Here is a 17301-nt window from a genome sequence, read left to right as displayed (position 1 = left end):
ATCCCATCATGCGTTCCATGGCGGCCAGTCAACGTTTCTTGTTTGTGGTGCTTTGTGTGCTGCTCCTTGCCTTTGCCGGTATTGGTACCATCCAGTACCGGCAATTTCAGGATCTGCAGCGCAGTACCAGCCAGGGCGAAGACAACGTGATGTGGAACTATTTCCAGCTCTATAACGAAGCGCTGCGTTTTCAAAGCTCGCTGCTCCATGAGTCGCAACCGACCTTCCAGCTCAGATACGATATTCTGGTCAGCCGCATGGATCTGGTACTGGAGAGCAAGGATCGCAGCCTGCTTCAGCAAACTGAGATCTACCAGCAGGCAAGCAAAGCCATTCGATCCTACATCTCTCTGGCGGATATCTGGCTCGGCCCGGAAGCCACCAAGCCGCTGGACAATCTTGCCCATCAGGAGCTGCGCCAACAGCTCGCCTCCCTGCTTCCCCTGCTCCATCAGCTGACTCTGGAGGTGAACCAGCAGGCGACGCTGTTTGATGTGGCACGCCGCGACAGCGTGAGGGAGCAGATCATCACGACGACACTCATCGCGACCCTGCAATTTGCGCTGCTCTTTGTGCTCGCCCTGCTGATCTGGCGGCAAATGAATATCTCGTTTCTGCAACACAAACTGATGCAGCAGCTCAATGACAAACTGCTGCGGGCAAATCAAGCGGCAGAGGCAGGCACAAGAGCCAAAAGCAGCTTTTTGGCCAACATGAGCCATGAAATTCGCACCCCCATGAATGGCATTCTCGGCATGCTCTCACTGCTGGCCGACCGGGATATGGATCCGAGGGAGCGAGACTATCTGGAGACGGCGCGCGAATCGGCAAACCATCTGCTCGGTCTGCTTAACGACATTCTGGATGTATCCAAGCTGGAAGAGGGCAAGATCGAGCTGCAACTGGCCCCCCATCACTTGCCCCAGCTGCTGGAGGATATCCGGGCCCTGATGCAGAGCAACTGCGATGCAAAAGGGATCAAACTGACCCTGACTGTTGCCCCCGATACGCCGGAGTGGTTGATGATCGACCCGCTGAGGGTGCGCCAAATTCTCTTCAACCTGGTGAGCAATGCCATCAAGTTCACCCATCAGGGGGAAGTAAAGATCCATGTTGATAGCACCCTGTTGGAGCAGGATCGCCACTCGATACGCATCTCGATCCAGGACACAGGGATCGGCATGAGCAAAAGTCAGCTAAAGAACCTGTTTCAACGTTTCGCCCAGGCGGATGTCTCGATCACCCGCCAATATGGCGGATCGGGCCTGGGACTTGAAATATCCCGTAACCTCGCACGCCTGATGGGCGGCGATATCTCGGTAGAGAGCAGCGAGGGACATGGCAGTACTTTTACCTACATCTGGCCCGCCAGAGCCACGACCCCCTCGATTGTTTGCCTGCAGTCCAAACCGCTGGATCAGGAGAGTTATCGCATCTTGCTGGTTGATGACAATGCCACCAACCGCAAGGTGATCGGCGCCATGCTCGACTCCGTGGGCCATCAGGTCACACTGGCCGTTCAGGGAGAAGAGGCGCTGGAGAAACTGGGTCACACCGAATTTGATCTGGTGTTGATGGATGTCCAGATGCCAGTGATGGATGGCCTGGTGGCCACCACCCGGATCCGCACCTCCCAGATGCCTTGGGCAGATATCCCCATCATCGCCCTGACGGCTGATGCGATGCCGGAATCCAAGCAATACTATCTTTCCCATGGCATGAATGGATATATCACCAAGCCCATCAATAAAGAGACGCTGCTAAGCGAGATAAACAGACATATTTCCCATGGTCGGCTCAAATACAACGCAGCCATGCGTGTCACCAAACAATAAAACCTTGGATTCCGGGCTACTGATTGCTCATGTGGGACAACATTGACCTCTGCAGGCAACTGAATGGGCTTGGGTCTGGAACGCGAACAGGCAAGTCGCTTCGCAACAGCTGCACGGGCCGTCAGCTTGTCTCGGGTATGCAGGGATTTTTTGATCTCTTTACGACGGCCACAGGGGAGCGTGGTGACTTTCCGGTAATACCGGATGCCGTGGGGACTGAGCCAGAGATTCATCGATGAGCTCCTCGTCGTCCACACAAAGTGGATGACCAAGGGCTTTAGGAAGCTAACTTATTGAATTGCAGAAACAAGTGGTGGCCCTACCAGCCACATCCCGGCACTCGAGTCCCCCGCCTTGGCTGCTACCTTCCGGTCCTGACCAGGTCGACGGGTTATCAATGCGAGAGGACCAATAGGACCACCGGCGAGGAGAATAGGCAAACTGGGCGTTCAATGCAACGGCTTTCTACCCTCCAACAGATCGTTTGCCTTATTTTTCAACAATCTGCCGAATGAATCAGCTAAACAGCATAAATTTCGCCCCCACCAGCAGCATCAGCAGAGCAAATGCCTGCTTGAGGCGTCTTGGTGACAATCGGTGTGCCAGCTTGGCACCAAGGCGGGCAAACTGGGTACTGGTCAGCACAATGCCCAGCAGGGCGGGCAGATAGATGTAGCCCACACTCCACTCGGGCAGATCGGCATGACCCCAACCCGCATAGAGGTAGCTGAGGCTCCCCGCCAGCGCGATGGGCATGCTGCAAGCTGCAGAGGCCGCCACCGCATTGCGCATTGGCACCGAGTTCCAGCTCAGGTAAGGGACGGTGAGCGAGCCACCGCCAATGCCAAACAGCGCTGACATCCAGCCAATGATGGTACCGGCGATGCCTGTGCCGAACGCTCCTGGCAGGTGTCTTTCCGCCTTGGGCTTGAGGTTAAGCCCCATCTGCAGCGCCATAGTCCAGGCGAAGCAGCCGATAATGATATTGAGGGTACTGGCACTGAGCAGATTGGCGGTCATGCCGCCAAGCCAGGCACCAACCAACATACCAGCCCCTAATCGGCGGATCATCACCCAGTCGACGGCGCCCGCTTCCTGGTGCGCTCTAAGCGAGCTGAATCCGGTAAAGATCATGGTGGGAAGGGAAGTGCCCAGGGCCAAATGGGTAATGATTTCGGGTTCAAATCCCATCGCCCGAAAACTGACCACCAGCACGGGAACAATGATCAATCCACCGCCAATCCCGAACAACCCCGCCAGCATACCGGCAAAGGCCCCCAGCAGGAGGTAACCCATAAACAGCATAAAAATTCCTGTCTTGAACGATAAACGGCCAACTCAGCCGGACGACACTGGATATCAGCATGAAAAAAAAGAGATGGCGCGAGGGCCATCTCTCTATTGTGCCGCTCAGTTCAGCGGAATGGTACCATCCATCACCTTGTAGAAGGCCAGCACGGCACAGCCGAGCAGGGCAGCAGTCATCCCCTGCTCCAACCGGTTAAGGCCACGCAGACCGTGATGCTGACGCGCCTTCCAGTAGATGAAGATGCCCGGACTATAGAGCAGCGCCACCAGCAACAGGTACTCCACACCAGCAGCGTAGACCAGCCAGCAGCCGTAAACGGTCGCCACCAGAGCCAGCAGCAGGTCACGCTTGCGCTGGTGAGGTTGACCCTGATAGGTCTCCCCTTTCAATGCCAGCTTCAGGCCATAAGCGCCCGAAAAGACGTAAGGCACCAGCGCCGCCGAGGTCGCGATGTTGACCAGCGCCAGATAGGTACTGCTCTGGAAGTAGATGATGATCAGGAAGATCTGCACCAGACAGGTGGAGCACCAGAGCGACACCTGCGGCGAGCCATTCTTGTTCTCCTTGGCAAACCAGCCCGGGAACACGCCGGTCTTGCCCGCGATGTAGGGCACTTCAGCAGCCAGCACGGTCCAGCTGAGCAGAGCCCCCATCACCGACACCACCAGACCGATGTTGATAAGCCAGGCGCCCCAGGGGCCGACTACGGCTTCAAGGATCATGGCGGTCGAAGGGTTCTTGAGCGCCGCCAGTTGCGGCTGGCTCATGACACCCAGCGAGAACAGGGTCACCATCACATAGAGTGTCAAGGCGCCGAGCAGCGCCAGCACGGTGGCACGGCCCACATCCTTGCGATGACGGGCACGGGCAGAGACCACCACGGCCCCTTCAATCCCGATAAAGACCCAGAGGGTCACCTTCATGGTGGACTTGACTTGATCCATCACGGAGCCCAGCTCCATGTTGTTCTGGCCCCAGATATCCAGAGTGAAGGTATCCATGTTGAAAGCCAGCAGGATCGCAACACAGAAGACGATGAGCGGCACCATCTTGGCGATGGTGGTGACGATATTCACCAGCGCAGCAACCTGTACCCCGCGCAGCACCAGCGCATGCACCGACCAGATCAGGATGGAGGCCAGCGTGATGGCCACCGGCGTATTGCCGTCACCGAAGATGACGTTGTCAGGTGTATCGAAGAAGTAGCTCAGGGCGCTGAACACCACGATGGCGTAGGAGACGTTGGCCAGCAGTTGGCAGAGCCAGTAACCCCAGGCGGCGTTGAAACCGATAAAATCGCCGAAACCGGCTTTGGCATAGCTGAAGATACCGCCATCGAGATCGGGGCGGCGCATGGAGAGGTTCTGATAGACCAGCGCGAGACAGATCATGCCCAGACCGGTGATGGCCCAACCCAGGGCGACCGCCCCGGCACTGGCATGCGCAGCAATGTTTTGTGGCAGACTGAAGACCCCGGCGCCGACCATGGAGCCGATCACCAGCGAAATGAGGGCGCCCAGCCCTAGTTTCTTGTCCATTTCAATCCTGTTTATTTAGGCGGCGGCAGAGCGTCCGTATTCATACTGCGCGCAATATGGGAGGGGCTGGGAATCCTGACCCCGTGAAAAAGGCGGCAACTATATTGCATGACTATTCCGACCGCAATCCCTCGTCCCGTCAATCATGCACCGCCTTGACCGCGCGCAATTTTACAGCACTGACCCATATGGCCTGTGAGCTGGCTCAAATTAACCAAGACCCATTGATATTTCTCATTTTTCTGCCAACACAACCTGACTCGCATGGTTCCTATGCATCGCCATTCAGGCGCTCTCTGTATAAATAATCTGCATAAAAAAGCCCCGGTGGAAACACCGGGGCCCATTATGTAAATCCCTATAAACGCAAACCGCCATCCAGTTCTATCATCCTTCCCGACAGATAGTCGTTGGCAAAAATAAAGCTCACCGTCTCGGCCAGCTGCTGCGCCTCGCCAAGGGTGCCGACCGGAATGGCCTGCTGCATCCGCGCCATCGCCTCCGGCTTCATCGCCGCCGTCATGTCGGTGGCAAACACCCCGGGGGCAATCCCCATCACCCGAATGCCATGGCGCGCCAACTCCCGCGCCCAGGTCACCACCAGCGAGGCAACCCCTGCCTTGCTGGCGGCATAGTTGCTCTGGCCAATATTGCCGGCGCGGGCGATGGAAGAGATGTTGATGATAACGCCCCCCTGCCCCCCTTGCGCCATCAGCGCCGCCCCTTCGCGCCCGCAGAGGAAGGTACCTGTGAGGTTGACGTCAATCACGCTCTGCCACTGGGCCAGCGTCATCTTCTCCACCAGCTCACCCTCTTTCACCTTGATCAGCATGCCATCGCGCAAAATACCGGCGCAGTTGATAAGACCGTGCAGCACGCCAAAACTCTCCTTGATGCCAGCAAAAACCGACTCAACCTCGGCTTCGCTCGCCACATTGCAGACAAACAGCTCGCACTGGCTATCTTGATCGCACTGATCATTCTGACTGCGCACCAGGGCTGCGGTCGCCTCCAGATCGGCGCGATTGATGTCGAGCAGCGCCAGCGTCGCCCCCTGTGCGCTCAGGGCCAGCGCAATGGCCCGTCCCAAGCCACGTCCGGCACCGGTAATAACGATGACCTTATCTTTGATATCCATCAATGCTCCTTGTAGCTGGTCGAAGAGAGATGCCTTGAAGAGAGGTGACCCGTCAGGCGGGATCCTGTTTATCCAGATAGAGTTCGACGATGCTGGAGAAATCGCGGCTCCCCTGCCCCTGAGCGGCATGCAGGTTGAACAGGTTACGCGCGATCGCCCCCATGGGCACAGCGCTGTGGCCATGCTCGGCCAGCGCCATGGCGAGCCCCAAATCTTTCACCATCAGACGGGTCATAAAGCCCCCCTGATAGTTGCGGGCGGCAGGGACATTCTCCATCACCCCGGGCCAGGGGTTGTAGCGCTCCAGACTCCAGTTGTTGCCGGAGCTCTTGCCCATGATGGTGGAGAGTACGGCGGGATCCAGTCCCTCCTTCACCCCGAGGGCCAGCGCTTCGGCAGTACCCGCCATGTGGATCGCAAGCAGCATGTTGTTGCACATCTTGGCGATCTGCCCGGCACCCAGCGCCCCGGCGTGAAACAGGTTCTGCCCCATGCAGGCGAGCAGGGGTTTTGCCGCCTCGAAATCGGCCGCGTCGCCGCCAACGATAAAGGTGAGCGTCCCGGCGGCCGCACCGGCGACACCACCCGAGACAGGGGCATCGATAAAACGCAAACCACGCGCGCGGGCCGCCTCCCCGACCTGACGGGCAGAGTCGACATCTATGGTGGAGCAGTCGATCACCAGTGCACCAACCGGCAGTGCTGCCAGCAGATCCTGCCCACCTCGCTCACCGGCGCTCTCGCCCAACCAAAGATCGCGTACATGCTCCCCCGCAGGTAGCATGCTGATCACCACCTCGCAGCCGGTCGCCGCATCACGGGCATCCCCCGTGGCGATGCAGCCAGCGGCGATGGCGCGCTCAATGTTTTGGGCAACCAGATCAAACACCTGCACCGTGTGCCCAGCCCTGGCCAGATTGGCCGCCATGGGCCCCCCCATGTTGCCGAGCCCGATAAACCCTATCCTTGTCATCCCGCTTGCTCCTTGCGTTGCTGATGGCGGCGTCCGCCGGTTGCCAAGATGTTATTCCTTGCAGGTCAACGGATTGCGCCCCTGCGGCCAGCGATAGAACTCGTCCAGCCACTCCACCTCCGGTGGCAACTGTTGCCAGCGGGGATCTTTATCCTTGTCGATCAGCAGTGCCCGTACCCCTTCCACAAAATCCCCCTTGAGCACACAGTTGACCGAGAGGGTCAGCTCCTCGGCAAATACTTCGGCCAGGGAGTTGCGGCGAGCCTGCCAATATTGGCGCCACAAAATGGCGCGGCTGATGGGGCTGCCGGTGCGGCAAATCTGCTGCGCCTGCTGGAGCACAGCTTCATGTTCATCGAACTGAGCCTCGAACAACCGCGCCAATACACCTTGCAGCGTGCGTCCCGCCAGCAAGGCATCGATCCTCTGTTGATGGGGTAGCAATACTGGCGCCGGCAAGCGGGCCGCCACCTCACTGTGCAATTCCCTGAGCAGCAGATCGATCTGCTCACGGGGATCACCACTGCCAGTCCAGTCGAGCACGGCGAGGCGTGACAACAGCGCACTGCGCTCGCCACTGGCGATGGCATGATCCGCCAGCCCAAGGCCGATGGCATCACTCCCGTTGAAGCGGGCGCCAGTCAAACCAAGCCAGAGCCCCAGCCGCCCCGGCATCCGGCTTAAAAACCAGCTGGCCCCCACGTCGGGGTAGAGGCCAATGGTCACCTCCGGCATGGCGAACAGGCTCTTCTCGGTCACCACCCGGAAATCGGCGCCGGCAAACAAGCCTATCCCACCGCCCATGCAGATGCCGTCCGCCACGCAGACAAGGGGCTTGCGGTAAGAGTGGATGTGGTGATCGAGCCGATACTCCTGCTCGAAAAAGTCGCGGGCATATTCGAACAGTTCCGCCTCGCTCACCTCCTGCTTGCGGTAATAGAAGGAGCGGATATCGCCACCGGCACAAAATGCCTTCTCACCCGCCCCCTGCAGCAGCACACAGACGATGGCGGGATCCTGCTCCCAACGGGTCAGCGTCTGTTGCAGGATCTGGATCATCGGCAGGCTCAATGCGTTGAGAGACGCAGGGCTGTCGAGGGTCAACACCCCGATCTGATGACCATCTTCGGTGGGATAACAGCTAACCTTGACCGGCTCACTCATATACAGCTCCGTATGGATTTACTCTGTTGGGCCATATTGCCAGCGCGGTAAGCGTTTCTCCAGGAAGGCGGCTACCCCTTCACGCTGATTGGCATCGCTAAAGAGATCGAGAAACAGCGACCGCTCAAGGGGCAAGGCGGCATCCCGCGGACCACTGCGGCCCTGATTGATCAGGGTTTTGCAGGCGCGCAGGGCGCTCGGGCTCTGGCGCTCCACCAGATGGGCCATCTGGTGCGCCGCCTCCCATGCCTGACCGGTTTTCACCACCTCCTCCACCAGCCCCATCTCGTAGGCCAGCGAGGCACTCACCTTCTCACCGCAGAGGATCATCCGCTTGGCCCAGCCCGGCCCCACCAGCTCGGTCAGACGCTGGGTGCCACCGGCACAGGGAAGCAAGCCCACAGAGGCTTCCGGCAGTCCCAGCAACGCCTGCTGTTCGGCGATGCGGATATCACAGGCCAGCGCCACTTCCAGCCCGCCGCCCATGGCATAACCATTGATGGCGGCGATACTGACGCCGTGAAAGCGGGCCAGCGCCTCGAAGGCCTTGCCAAAGGCCTCGGCTACTTCGCGGGCCAGCTCGACATTCCCCTCGACAAACATATTGAGGTCGGCACCGGCGCAGAAAAATTTGTCGCCCGCACCACGGATCACCAGTGCCACCACATCGGGACGACTGTCGAGCTCCACCATCATCTGCAAAAAGGCCTGCAGGCTGGCGAGGGTCCAGGTATTGGCAGGGGGATGGTCGAGGGTGATATAGGCCACATGGCCATGATATTCGAGTCTGATCCTTGTCATAACATTGTCCTTGTCGATGAAGCTGCCGCCATGATGACAGGCTTGAGTGACACCAACCTGTGGCTGGCTCACAAAGCCGAAACCGGCATGGCACGGTGCAAATCGGGTGGCAGGCAACACACCCTTGATGCGACCACCGGTTAGCCCAGCGACAAACCGGGATCGGTCAGCATGCGGCGCGCGATGATGAGTCGCATCACCTCGTTGGTGCCCTCCAGAATGCGGTGTACCCGGGTATCGCGCAGATAGCGCTCGAGCGGATACTCGCGGATATAACCATAGCCGCCAAAGAGTTGCAGAGCCTCATCACAAACCCGATAACCCACATCGGTGGCAAACCGTTTGGCCATGGCGCACCAGGCACTCTTGTCGGGATCCCCGCGATCCAGTTTGTCAGCCGCCTGACGCACCAGCAGGCGGGCAGCCGCCAGCTCGGTCGCCATATCGGCCAGGCGAAACTGCACGCTCTGGAATTCGCTGATCGGGCGACCAAATTGCTGGCGCTGCTGCACATAGGCCAGCGCATCATCCAGCGCCTGCTGGGCGGTGCCCACCGAACAGGTGGCGATATTGATGCGCCCCCCATCGAGGGCCTGCATGGCGAATTTAAACCCTTCCCCCTCCTCACCCAGCCGGTAGCGGGCGGGAATTCGCACTCCGTTGAACGCCACCTCCCGGGTTGGCTGGCTGTTCCAGCCCATCTTCTCTTCCGGCTTGCCATAGACGATACCAGCGCTATCTGCCGGTACCATAAAAGCAGAGATCCCTTTCGCACCTTCACCACCGGTGCGGGCCATCACCACCAGCACATCGCTGCTGCCAGCCCCCGAGATAAAGACCTTGGTGCCCTCGATGCGGTAGCTGTCGCCATCACGCACCGCCCGGGTCTTGAGGGCCGCTGCATCGGAGCCCGCCCCCGGTTCGGTGAGGCAATAGGAGCCCAGCAATTCGCCGCTGGCCAGTTTGGGCACCCACTCTTTGGCAACCTCGATGGGCAGCCAGCTACCCAGCATCCAGCTCACCATGTTGTGGATGGTCAGATACGCCGTGGTCGAGGTACAGCCCATAGCGAGGCGCTCGAAGATGAGGCTCGCATCGAGACGAGGCAGCCCCAATCCGCCAAACTGCTCCGGGGTATAGAGACTGCAAAAACCGAGTTCGGCCGCCTGCTTGATGGTCGGAATAGGAAACTCGTGCTCCTTGTCCCAGCGCGCAGCATGGGGTTTGAGCGCGTCGTCGGCAAAAGCGGCGGCCGCCTCCACATACGCCTGTTGATCATCGGTCAGGGTAAAATCCATCTTGTCGTTCGCTCCCTTGTTGCCCCGCGCTTATTTTCCTGAGTTAGTGCTTTATGACGCGGCGCCCACACGCTGCGTCAGTCGGATCTGCCACTATGGCGCTGTTGTCGTGGTAGCTCATGACGCTCTCACTACCACCTCTCTATCGACACACAACAGATTAACAATTGATTTACGTTTACGCTAACGTAAACTTAAGGCAGAAGTGAAGTACAAAATGGACCGACCACTGCCAGCCGTAACGCCGAGTCAGCCGGTCGAACCCACCTTCCTACCAAACTGTCATATCCGCAAGGAGAGCATGGATGCAGATGGATGAGACCCTGAATGCCCTGACCGAACAGGTTGCGGCCTTCTGCCAGAAAGTGATCGCCCCGCGCGCCAGCGAGATCGATCAGAGCAACGCCTTCCCACGCGATCTCTGGCCCCGGATGGGTGAGCTGGGGCTGCACGGCATCACGGTGGCGGAGGAGTATGACGGGGTGAACCTCGGCTATCTGGCCCACGTGCTGGTGATGGAACAGGTGAGCCGCGCCAGCGCCTCGGTCGGCCTCTCCTACGGCGCCCACTCCAACCTCTGCATCAACCAGATCCACCGCCATGGCACGGCGGAGCAAAAAGCGCGCTACCTCCCTCCGCTGGTGAGCGGCGAGCATGTGGGGGCGCTGGCCATGAGCGAACCGGGAGCCGGCTCCGATGTGGTCAGCATGCGCCTCACCGCGGAGCGCGAGGGCGATCACTTCGTGCTGAACGGCAACAAGATGTGGATCACCAACGGGCCCGATGCCGACACCTTCGTCATCTATGCCAAGACAGATACCAGTGTGGGCCCCAAAGGAATTTCTGCCTTTATCGTTGAAGCCGGCACTCCCGGTTTTTCTACCGCCCAGAAGCTCGACAAGCTGGGAATGCGCGGCTCCAGCACCTGCGAACTGGTGTTCGACAACTGCCGAGTGCCGCAGGAAAACCTGCTGGGCACCCTGCACGGCGGGGTCAAGGTGCTGATGAGCGGGCTTGATTACGAGCGGGTGGTGCTGGCGGCGGGCCCCCTTGGCATCATGCAGGCCTGCATGGACGTGGTGCTGCCCTATGTGCGTGAGCGCAAGCAGTTTGGCCAGGCCATCGGCGAGTTCCAGCTGGTGCAGGGCAAGCTCGCCGACATGTATACCCGCCTCGCCAGCAGCCGGGCGCTGGTCTACTCGGTGGCGAACGCCTGCGATCAGGGCCGCACCAGCCGTAAAGATTGCGCCGCCGCCATCCTGTTTGCCGCCGAAAATGCCACCCAGATGGCGCTCGATGCCATCCAGCTGCTCGGCGGCAACGGCTACATCAACGAATACCCTACCGGCCGCCTGCTGCGGGACGCCAAACTCTACGAGATAGGCGCCGGCACCTCTGAGATCCGCCGCTGGCTCATCGGCCGCGAGCTGATGGGGGATAACGCATGAGCAGGCTCCACTCCCGTCTCGACACGGCGAGCCCGGAATATGTGGCCAATCGGGCCGCCATGCAGGGGCTGGTCGATGATCTCCATGCTCGCATTGCCGAGATCGCCCAAGGCGGCGGCGCTGCCAACAACGCCCGCCATCAGGCTCGCGGCAAGCTGCTGCCCCGCGAGCGCATCAACCAGTTGCTGGACCCGGGCTCCCCCTTTCTCGAGCTCTCGGCGCTGGCCGGCTGGCAGGTCTATGACGAGCCGGTGCCCGCCGCCGGCATCATCACCGGCATCGGCCGGGTCTCTGGCCGCCTGTGCATGCTGGTGGTGAACGATGCCACCGTGAAGGGTGGCACCTACTACCCGCTCACGGTGAAAAAGCACCTGCGCGCCCAGGCCATCGCCGAGCGGCTGCGCCTCCCCTGCCTCTATCTGGTGGATTCCGGCGGCGCCTTTCTGCCGATGCAGGACGAGGTGTTCCCCGACCGGGAACACTTTGGCCGCATCTTCTACAACCAGGCCCGCATGTCGGCCCAGAACATCCCCCAGTTGGCGGTGGTGATGGGGCTCTGCACCGCAGGCGGCGCCTACGTGCCCGCCATGGCGGACGAGTCGATCATGGTCAGGGAGCAAGCCACCATCTTTCTGGCGGGTCCGCCGCTGGTCAAGGCCGCCACCGGCGAGGAGATCAGCGCCGAAGCCCTGGGCGGCGCCGAAGTGCACTGTGCCCACTCCGGCGTTGCTGATCATATGGCCCGTGACGATGCCCATGCGCTGGCCATCGCCCGCACGCTGGTTACTCATCTGGGTAACGAGCCGATAGAGAGCAGCCCCGGCTACGAGCCCCCCTGCTACCCGCTCGAGGAGCTCTACGGTCTGGTGGGCACCAGTCTCAAACGCCCTTACGACGCCCGCGAACTGATCGCCCGACTGGTGGATGGCTCTGATTTTGACGAATTCAAGGCGCTGTTCGGCACCACACTGGTGACCGGCTTTGCCCGTATTTGCGGCATGGAGGTGGGGATCCTCGCCAACAACGGCGTGCTGCACAGCGACAGCGCCCAGAAGGGGGCCCACTTTATCCAACTCTGTAACCGGCGTGCCATCCCGCTGCTCTTTTTGCAGAACATCACCGGCTTTATGGTGGGGAGTAGCGCGGAAAAAGAGGGGATCGCCAAGCACGGCGCCAAGCTGGTCACCGCCGTGGCCTGCAGCCGGGTGCCCAAGATCACCCTGATCGTCGGCGGCAGCTTTGGTGCCGGCAACTACGGCATGTGTGGCCGCGCTTATGAACCCGATTTTCTCTTTAGCTGGCCCAACAGCCGTATCTCTGTCATGGGGGGCGAGCAAGCTGCCGGGGTGCTGGTGCAGGTGCGTCGGGACAAGCTGGCTACCGAGGGCAAAGACTTGAGCGAACAGGAAGCGGCCGCCATCCGCGCGCCCGTGATCGAACAGTATGAGCGCCAGGGTCACCCCTACTACGCCAGCGCCCGCCTCTGGGATGATGGCGTCATCGACCCGGCCCAGAGCCGCACCGTGCTGGCACTGGCGCTCGCCGCCTGTCAGGGTGCCCGCATTGAACCCGAGCAGTACGGCATCTTCCGGATGTAAGGAGCAAACCCATGTCAGATCCACTTACTTCCTCCCAGACCCCATTTCGGCTGGAGCGGCATGGCCCGCTGGCCGAGCTGGTGCTGTCGCGCCCGGCCCGTCACAACGCCTTTGATGCCGACCTGATGCTGGGGCTGCTCGACTGCCTCGATGACCTGGCCCATCTCCATGGTCATGATCTTGCCGAACGTCCTCACGCCCTGCTGCTACGTGCCGAGGGAAAACACTTTTGCGCAGGCGCCGACCTCAATTGGATGCGTAATCTGGCCCACGCCGATTTCGAGCACAATCGCGAAGACGCCCGGGTACTGGCCCGGCTGATGCAGACCCTCGACGAGCTCCCCTTCCCCACGGTAGCTCTGGTGCAGGGGGCCGCATATGGCGGGGCGTTCGGCCTCATCTGCGCCTGCGATCTCGTGCTGGCCAGCGATGATGCGCGCTTCTGTCTCTCAGAGGTGAGCCTGGGTCTGGTGCCTGCGGTGATCAGCCCCTACGTGGTGCGCACCATGGGAATGCGTCAGGCGCGCCGCTACATGCTCAGTGCCGAGCCGTTCGATGCCATCACCGCCTGTCGGCTCAATGTGGCACATCAACTCTGCAAGCCGGATCAACTGCTGGTGGAGGGGCGGGCGCAGGCCCTTCGTCTGTGCCGCAACGGGCCGGAGGCGATGAAAGAGACCAAACGGCTGCTGGCGGCGATAGAGGCCCATCCCTCCCGCCTTCATGAAGAGAGAACCGTCGAGACCATCGCCCGGGTTCGGGTGGGGCTCGAAGCCCAGGAGGGGATGCAGGCCTTCTTCGACAAACGCCCTCCCGCCTGGCGTCCCCGTTTCAAGGATGAGACATGACCCATCACACTCAAATTAAGCGCCTGCTGATTGCCAATCGCGGCGAAATCGCCGTGCGCATCATCAAGACGGCGAAACGCCTCGGCATTCACACCATCGCGATCTACTCAGATGCCGACGCCCAAGCTATGCACACCCGTCTGGCCGATGAGGCCTGGCATTTGGGGCCCGCACCGGCCAGAGAGAGCTATCTGGACACCGGCAAGGTGCTGAAGATCGCCAAAGAGGCGCGCGCCGATGCCATCCATCCCGGTTACGGCTTTCTGTCGGAAAACAGCGATTTTGCCACCGCCTGCGAACAGCGCGGCCTGCGCTTTGTCGGCCCAAGCGGCGCCGCCATTCTCGCCATGGGCGACAAATCGGGCGCCAAGGCGCTGATGCAGGCTGCCGGCGTACCTGTGCTGCCCGGCTATCACGGCACGGATCAGCGGCCGGACTTTTTGCGCGATCAGGCGAGCCAGATTGACTTCCCGCTACTTATCAAGGCGGCCAGTGGCGGCGGTGGCAAGGGGATGCGTAGGGTCGATCAGCTGGCCGACTTTGACGAGTCGCTGGCGGCAGTCAAACGGGAAGCCAAGGCCGCCTTTGGTGACGATCTGGTGCTGCTGGAGCACTATCTGCCCCAGGCTCGCCATGTGGAAGTACAGGTCTTTGCCGATAGCCTCGGCAACGCCATCTATCTGGGGGACAGGGATTGCTCCTTGCAGCGACGCCATCAGAAGGTGATCGAAGAGGCTCCCGCCCCCGACATCCCTCCGGCTCTGCGCCGCGCCATGGGGGAGGCAGCCGTGGCCGCAGCCAAAGCCATCAATTATCAGGGGGCTGGCACCATCGAGTTCCTGCTCTGCAAGGATGAGTTCTTCTTTATGGAGATGAACACCCGGCTGCAGGTAGAGCATCCGGTCACCGAAGCGGTAACCGGGCAGGATCTGGTGGCCTGGCAACTGGCCGTGGCCGAAGGCAAGCCGCTGCCACTTACCCAAGAGGAAGTGGTGCTGCGCGGCCATGCAGTGGAGGCGCGCCTATACGCCGAGGATGTGGCGGCCGGTTTTCTGCCTGCCAGCGGGCCCATCCACTGGCTCCACTGGCCCGTTGGCGTGCGCATCGACACCGGCGTCACCGCTGGCGATGAGGTCAGCCCCTATTACGATCCCATGATCGCCAAGCTGATCGCCCACGGCCAGAGTCGCGCCGAGGCGTTCGCTCAACTGGCCGATGCGCTGGCGGCACTGGATCTCGGGCCGCTGGTGCACAACGGCCCGCTGCTGCTGCGCCTGTGTGAAGAGCCCGACGTCCTGGCCATGGGCCACCATACCCAGTGGCCCATTCCCACCACAGCACGGCCCATTCCTGAGCTCGCCTGGCCGCTGGCCGCCCTCTGGCTGGCGAGCCGCCCTGCGGGCACCTCCCCCTGGCAGCAAGCCTGCGGATTTCGGCTGGGGCCGGATCGCTGCTGGACAGCGGCGGTGCGCATTGGTGATGAGCACCGGGTATTGACCCTTAACGATCATGGCGGCCAGTTTGAGTGGCAAGGGGAGAGCCGTTGCTACCAGAGAGGTGACGATCATATCCGGCTACAACAGGGTGGCTGCTGGCAGCAGATCCCCATTCAGACGGTCGCAGGCTCGGAGGCAACCTTCATCATGATCCTAGGGGGCCAGCGCATCCGTTTCACTGCTGATGATCAGCAGCACAGCCACCACCATGAGCAGGCAAACGAGAAGGCGCAGGGCGCCATCGCGCCCATGCATGGCATAGTGGTAGCCGTGCTGATCGAGCAGGGGCAAACAGTCAGCAAGGGGCAACCCCTGCTGGTGCTGGAGGCGATGAAGATGGAACACCAGTTGCGTGCAGAGCGGGATGGGGTAATTGAAACCCTGCAGTGCAAACAGGGCGAGCAGGTAAGCCAGGGAGCAGTGCTGGTGCGCTTTGCCGAAGAGACTGCTTCACAGGAGGAACACCCATGAACCGATCACAGGACGTCCGTGACGACAGGGTCAGTTTGGTGGAGATGGGGCCGCGAGATGGCCTGCAAAATGAAGCTGCGCCCCTCTCCCTGGTACAGCGGCTGGAGCTGATCCAGCGCCTTACCGACAGCGGCCTGCAACGCATCGAGGTGGGTGCCTTTGTCTCTGCCAAAAAAGTGCCGCAGATGGCGGACTCCGCAGCGCTGTTCGAGGCACTGCCGCGCAAGGGCTCAACCCGTTACGGCGCTCTGGTGCCCAATCTGCAAGGCTTGCAGGCAGCCATTGCCGCCCGCGCCGATGAGATAGGCCTCTTCACCGCCTGCTCCGACGGTTTTACCCGCGCCAATATCGGCATCAGCGTGGAGGAGTCGCTGGTGCGCTTCGCCCCGCTGGTGCAGGAAGCTCGCCGCCTCGGCATCAAGGTGCGCGGCTACCTCTCCACCGTCATCGCCTGCCCGTTCGATGGCCCGACCCGCCCGAAACGAGTCGCCGCCATGGCCGAGCAACTGCTGGATCTCGGTTGCCACGAAATTTCGCTGGGGGACACCATCGGCGTCGGCACTCCGGGCACCGTGGCGCCCATGCTGGATGCGGTGCTGCACGAGATCCCGGCGGGGCGACTCGCGGTCCATTTTCACGACACCTACGGCCAGGGGTTGGCCAACCTGCTACCCGCGCTGGAGCGCGGCATTCGCACCATCGACTGCTCGGTGGCGGGGCTTGGCGGCTGTCCCTATGCGCCGGGCGCCTCCGGCAATGTGGCGTCAGAAGAGGTGGTCTACCTGCTGCACGGCCTTGGCATGACGACCGGGGTTGATCTCGACACACTGGCGGCCACCGGCCAGTGGGTGAGCGAGCAGCTCGCTCGCCCCAACGGCTCGCGGGTCGGTCAGGCCCTGCACGCCAATGCCGAGCGGCTGCGTGCCCGCCTCTGCCAGCCACACGCCCAGCAACAGGAGTCATGATCATGTCCCGTTCCCTGCCCGGCAAGGAGATCACCTACAGCATTTCGGAGCTGGCCCACGAATTCGATGTCACGCCGCGCACCATCCGCTACTACGAGGATGAGGGGCTGCTCACCCCGCTGCGGGAGGGGCAAACCCGCATCTACAGCCATCGGGACAAGATCCGGCTCAAGTTGACCCTGCGCGGCAAACGGCTGGGGTTTAGCCTGGCCGAGATCCGCGAGCTGTTCGATATGTACGACACCGACAAATCGAGCAAAACCCAGCTCCACTCCATGATCCAGCTGATCGAGACAAAACGCGGCGTGCTGCGCCAACAACTGGAGGATATCCAGATGGTGATGGCCGAGCTGGAAGCCGCCGAGCAGCGCTGTGTTAATTCCCTTAACAGCTTGAAAACTGGCGCAGATTAACCGAAT

Annotated in this window: 14 protein-coding genes and 1 other RNA gene; 7 read left to right on the top strand and 8 right to left on the bottom strand. The window is 61.1% G+C overall.

Features of this window, described 5'->3' with window-relative positions; genetic code table 11:
* Positions 1-8: 8 nt before the first annotated feature.
* A complete protein-coding gene (locus G5229_RS03065) occupies positions 9-1835 on the top strand; it encodes an ATP-binding protein (RefSeq protein WP_421208393.1) in 1827 nt (608 codons plus the stop codon).
* A gap of 317 nt (positions 1836-2152) precedes the next feature.
* Here the strand turns inward: G5229_RS03065 and ffs are convergent.
* The 8 genes from ffs to G5229_RS03025 all read right to left on the bottom strand — a co-directional run bounded on the left by ffs (position 2153) and on the right by G5229_RS03025 (position 10056).
* An RNA gene (gene ffs / locus G5229_RS03060) (signal recognition particle sRNA small type) lies at positions 2153-2249 on the bottom strand.
* A 102-nt stretch (positions 2250-2351) separates the two neighbouring features.
* Complete coding sequence (locus G5229_RS03055; protein WP_203118038.1) at positions 2352-3140, bottom strand: sulfite exporter TauE/SafE family protein; 789 nt, start codon at positions 3138-3140, stop codon at positions 2352-2354.
* Between the two features lie 105 nt (positions 3141-3245).
* A complete protein-coding gene (gene arcD, locus G5229_RS03050) occupies positions 3246-4682 on the bottom strand; it encodes an arginine-ornithine antiporter (protein WP_058057349.1) in 1437 nt (478 codons plus the stop codon).
* Positions 4683-5040: 358 nt separating this feature from the next.
* Positions 5041-5820: an SDR family oxidoreductase gene (locus G5229_RS03045; RefSeq protein ID WP_421208390.1), complete on the bottom strand. Its 780-nt coding sequence runs from the start codon at positions 5818-5820 to the stop codon at positions 5041-5043.
* Between the two features lie 52 nt (positions 5821-5872).
* On the bottom strand, positions 5873-6793 hold the full coding sequence (gene mmsB / locus G5229_RS03040; RefSeq protein WP_421208388.1) for a 3-hydroxyisobutyrate dehydrogenase: 921 nt from the start codon (positions 6791-6793) through the stop codon (positions 5873-5875).
* A 51-nt stretch (positions 6794-6844) separates the two neighbouring features.
* Entirely contained in the window at positions 6845-7957 is a 1113-nt protein-coding gene (locus tag G5229_RS03035) for an enoyl-CoA hydratase/isomerase family protein (protein WP_421208386.1), read from the bottom strand.
* An 18-nt stretch (positions 7958-7975) separates the two neighbouring features.
* Positions 7976-8758 (bottom strand): enoyl-CoA hydratase, encoded by a 783-nt coding sequence (locus G5229_RS03030; protein WP_005336930.1) that lies wholly within the window; start codon positions 8756-8758, stop codon positions 7976-7978.
* Positions 8759-8898: 140 nt separating this feature from the next.
* Entirely contained in the window at positions 8899-10056 is a 1158-nt protein-coding gene (locus tag G5229_RS03025) for an acyl-CoA dehydrogenase family protein (protein ID WP_421208384.1), read from the bottom strand.
* Between the two features lie 305 nt (positions 10057-10361).
* Here G5229_RS03025 and G5229_RS03020 point away from each other — a divergent pair, with 305 nt between their 5' ends.
* From G5229_RS03020 to G5229_RS02995, 6 genes are read left to right on the top strand one after another with little or no spacing between them, the layout of a single operon-like run.
* The gene (locus G5229_RS03020) at positions 10362-11504 is read left to right on the top strand and encodes an isovaleryl-CoA dehydrogenase (protein WP_421208382.1); all 1143 of its coding nucleotides are present in this window, start codon (positions 10362-10364) and stop codon (positions 11502-11504) included.
* Positions 11501-13102: a carboxyl transferase domain-containing protein gene (locus tag G5229_RS03015; protein ID WP_421208380.1), complete on the top strand. Its 1602-nt coding sequence runs from the start codon at positions 11501-11503 to the stop codon at positions 13100-13102. The genes G5229_RS03020 and G5229_RS03015 overlap by 4 nt, the downstream gene beginning before the upstream one ends.
* 11 nt (positions 13103-13113) lie before the next feature.
* On the top strand, positions 13114-13950 hold the full coding sequence (locus G5229_RS03010) for an enoyl-CoA hydratase-related protein (RefSeq protein WP_421208378.1): 837 nt from the start codon (positions 13114-13116) through the stop codon (positions 13948-13950).
* A complete protein-coding gene (locus tag G5229_RS03005; protein WP_421208376.1) occupies positions 13947-15917 on the top strand; it encodes an acetyl/propionyl/methylcrotonyl-CoA carboxylase subunit alpha in 1971 nt (656 codons plus the stop codon). Before G5229_RS03010 ends, G5229_RS03005 begins: the two co-directional genes overlap by 4 nt.
* A complete protein-coding gene (locus tag G5229_RS03000) occupies positions 15914-16882 on the top strand; it encodes a hydroxymethylglutaryl-CoA lyase (RefSeq protein WP_270817177.1) in 969 nt (322 codons plus the stop codon). The genes G5229_RS03005 and G5229_RS03000 overlap by 4 nt, the downstream gene beginning before the upstream one ends.
* Positions 16883-16884: 2 nt before the next feature.
* Positions 16885-17295, top strand: coding sequence for a MerR family transcriptional regulator (locus G5229_RS02995; RefSeq protein WP_031227613.1), 411 nt, complete (start codon positions 16885-16887; stop codon positions 17293-17295).
* Positions 17296-17301 lie beyond the last annotated feature (6 nt).

The sequence above is a fragment of the Aeromonas sp. 602396 genome, assembly GCF_049173735.1.
GTDB lineage: Bacteria > Pseudomonadota > Gammaproteobacteria > Enterobacterales > Aeromonadaceae > Aeromonas > Aeromonas veronii_A.
The sequence above is the reverse complement of the archived record's forward strand: the minus strand, read 5'-3'. Positions and strand labels throughout refer to the sequence as shown.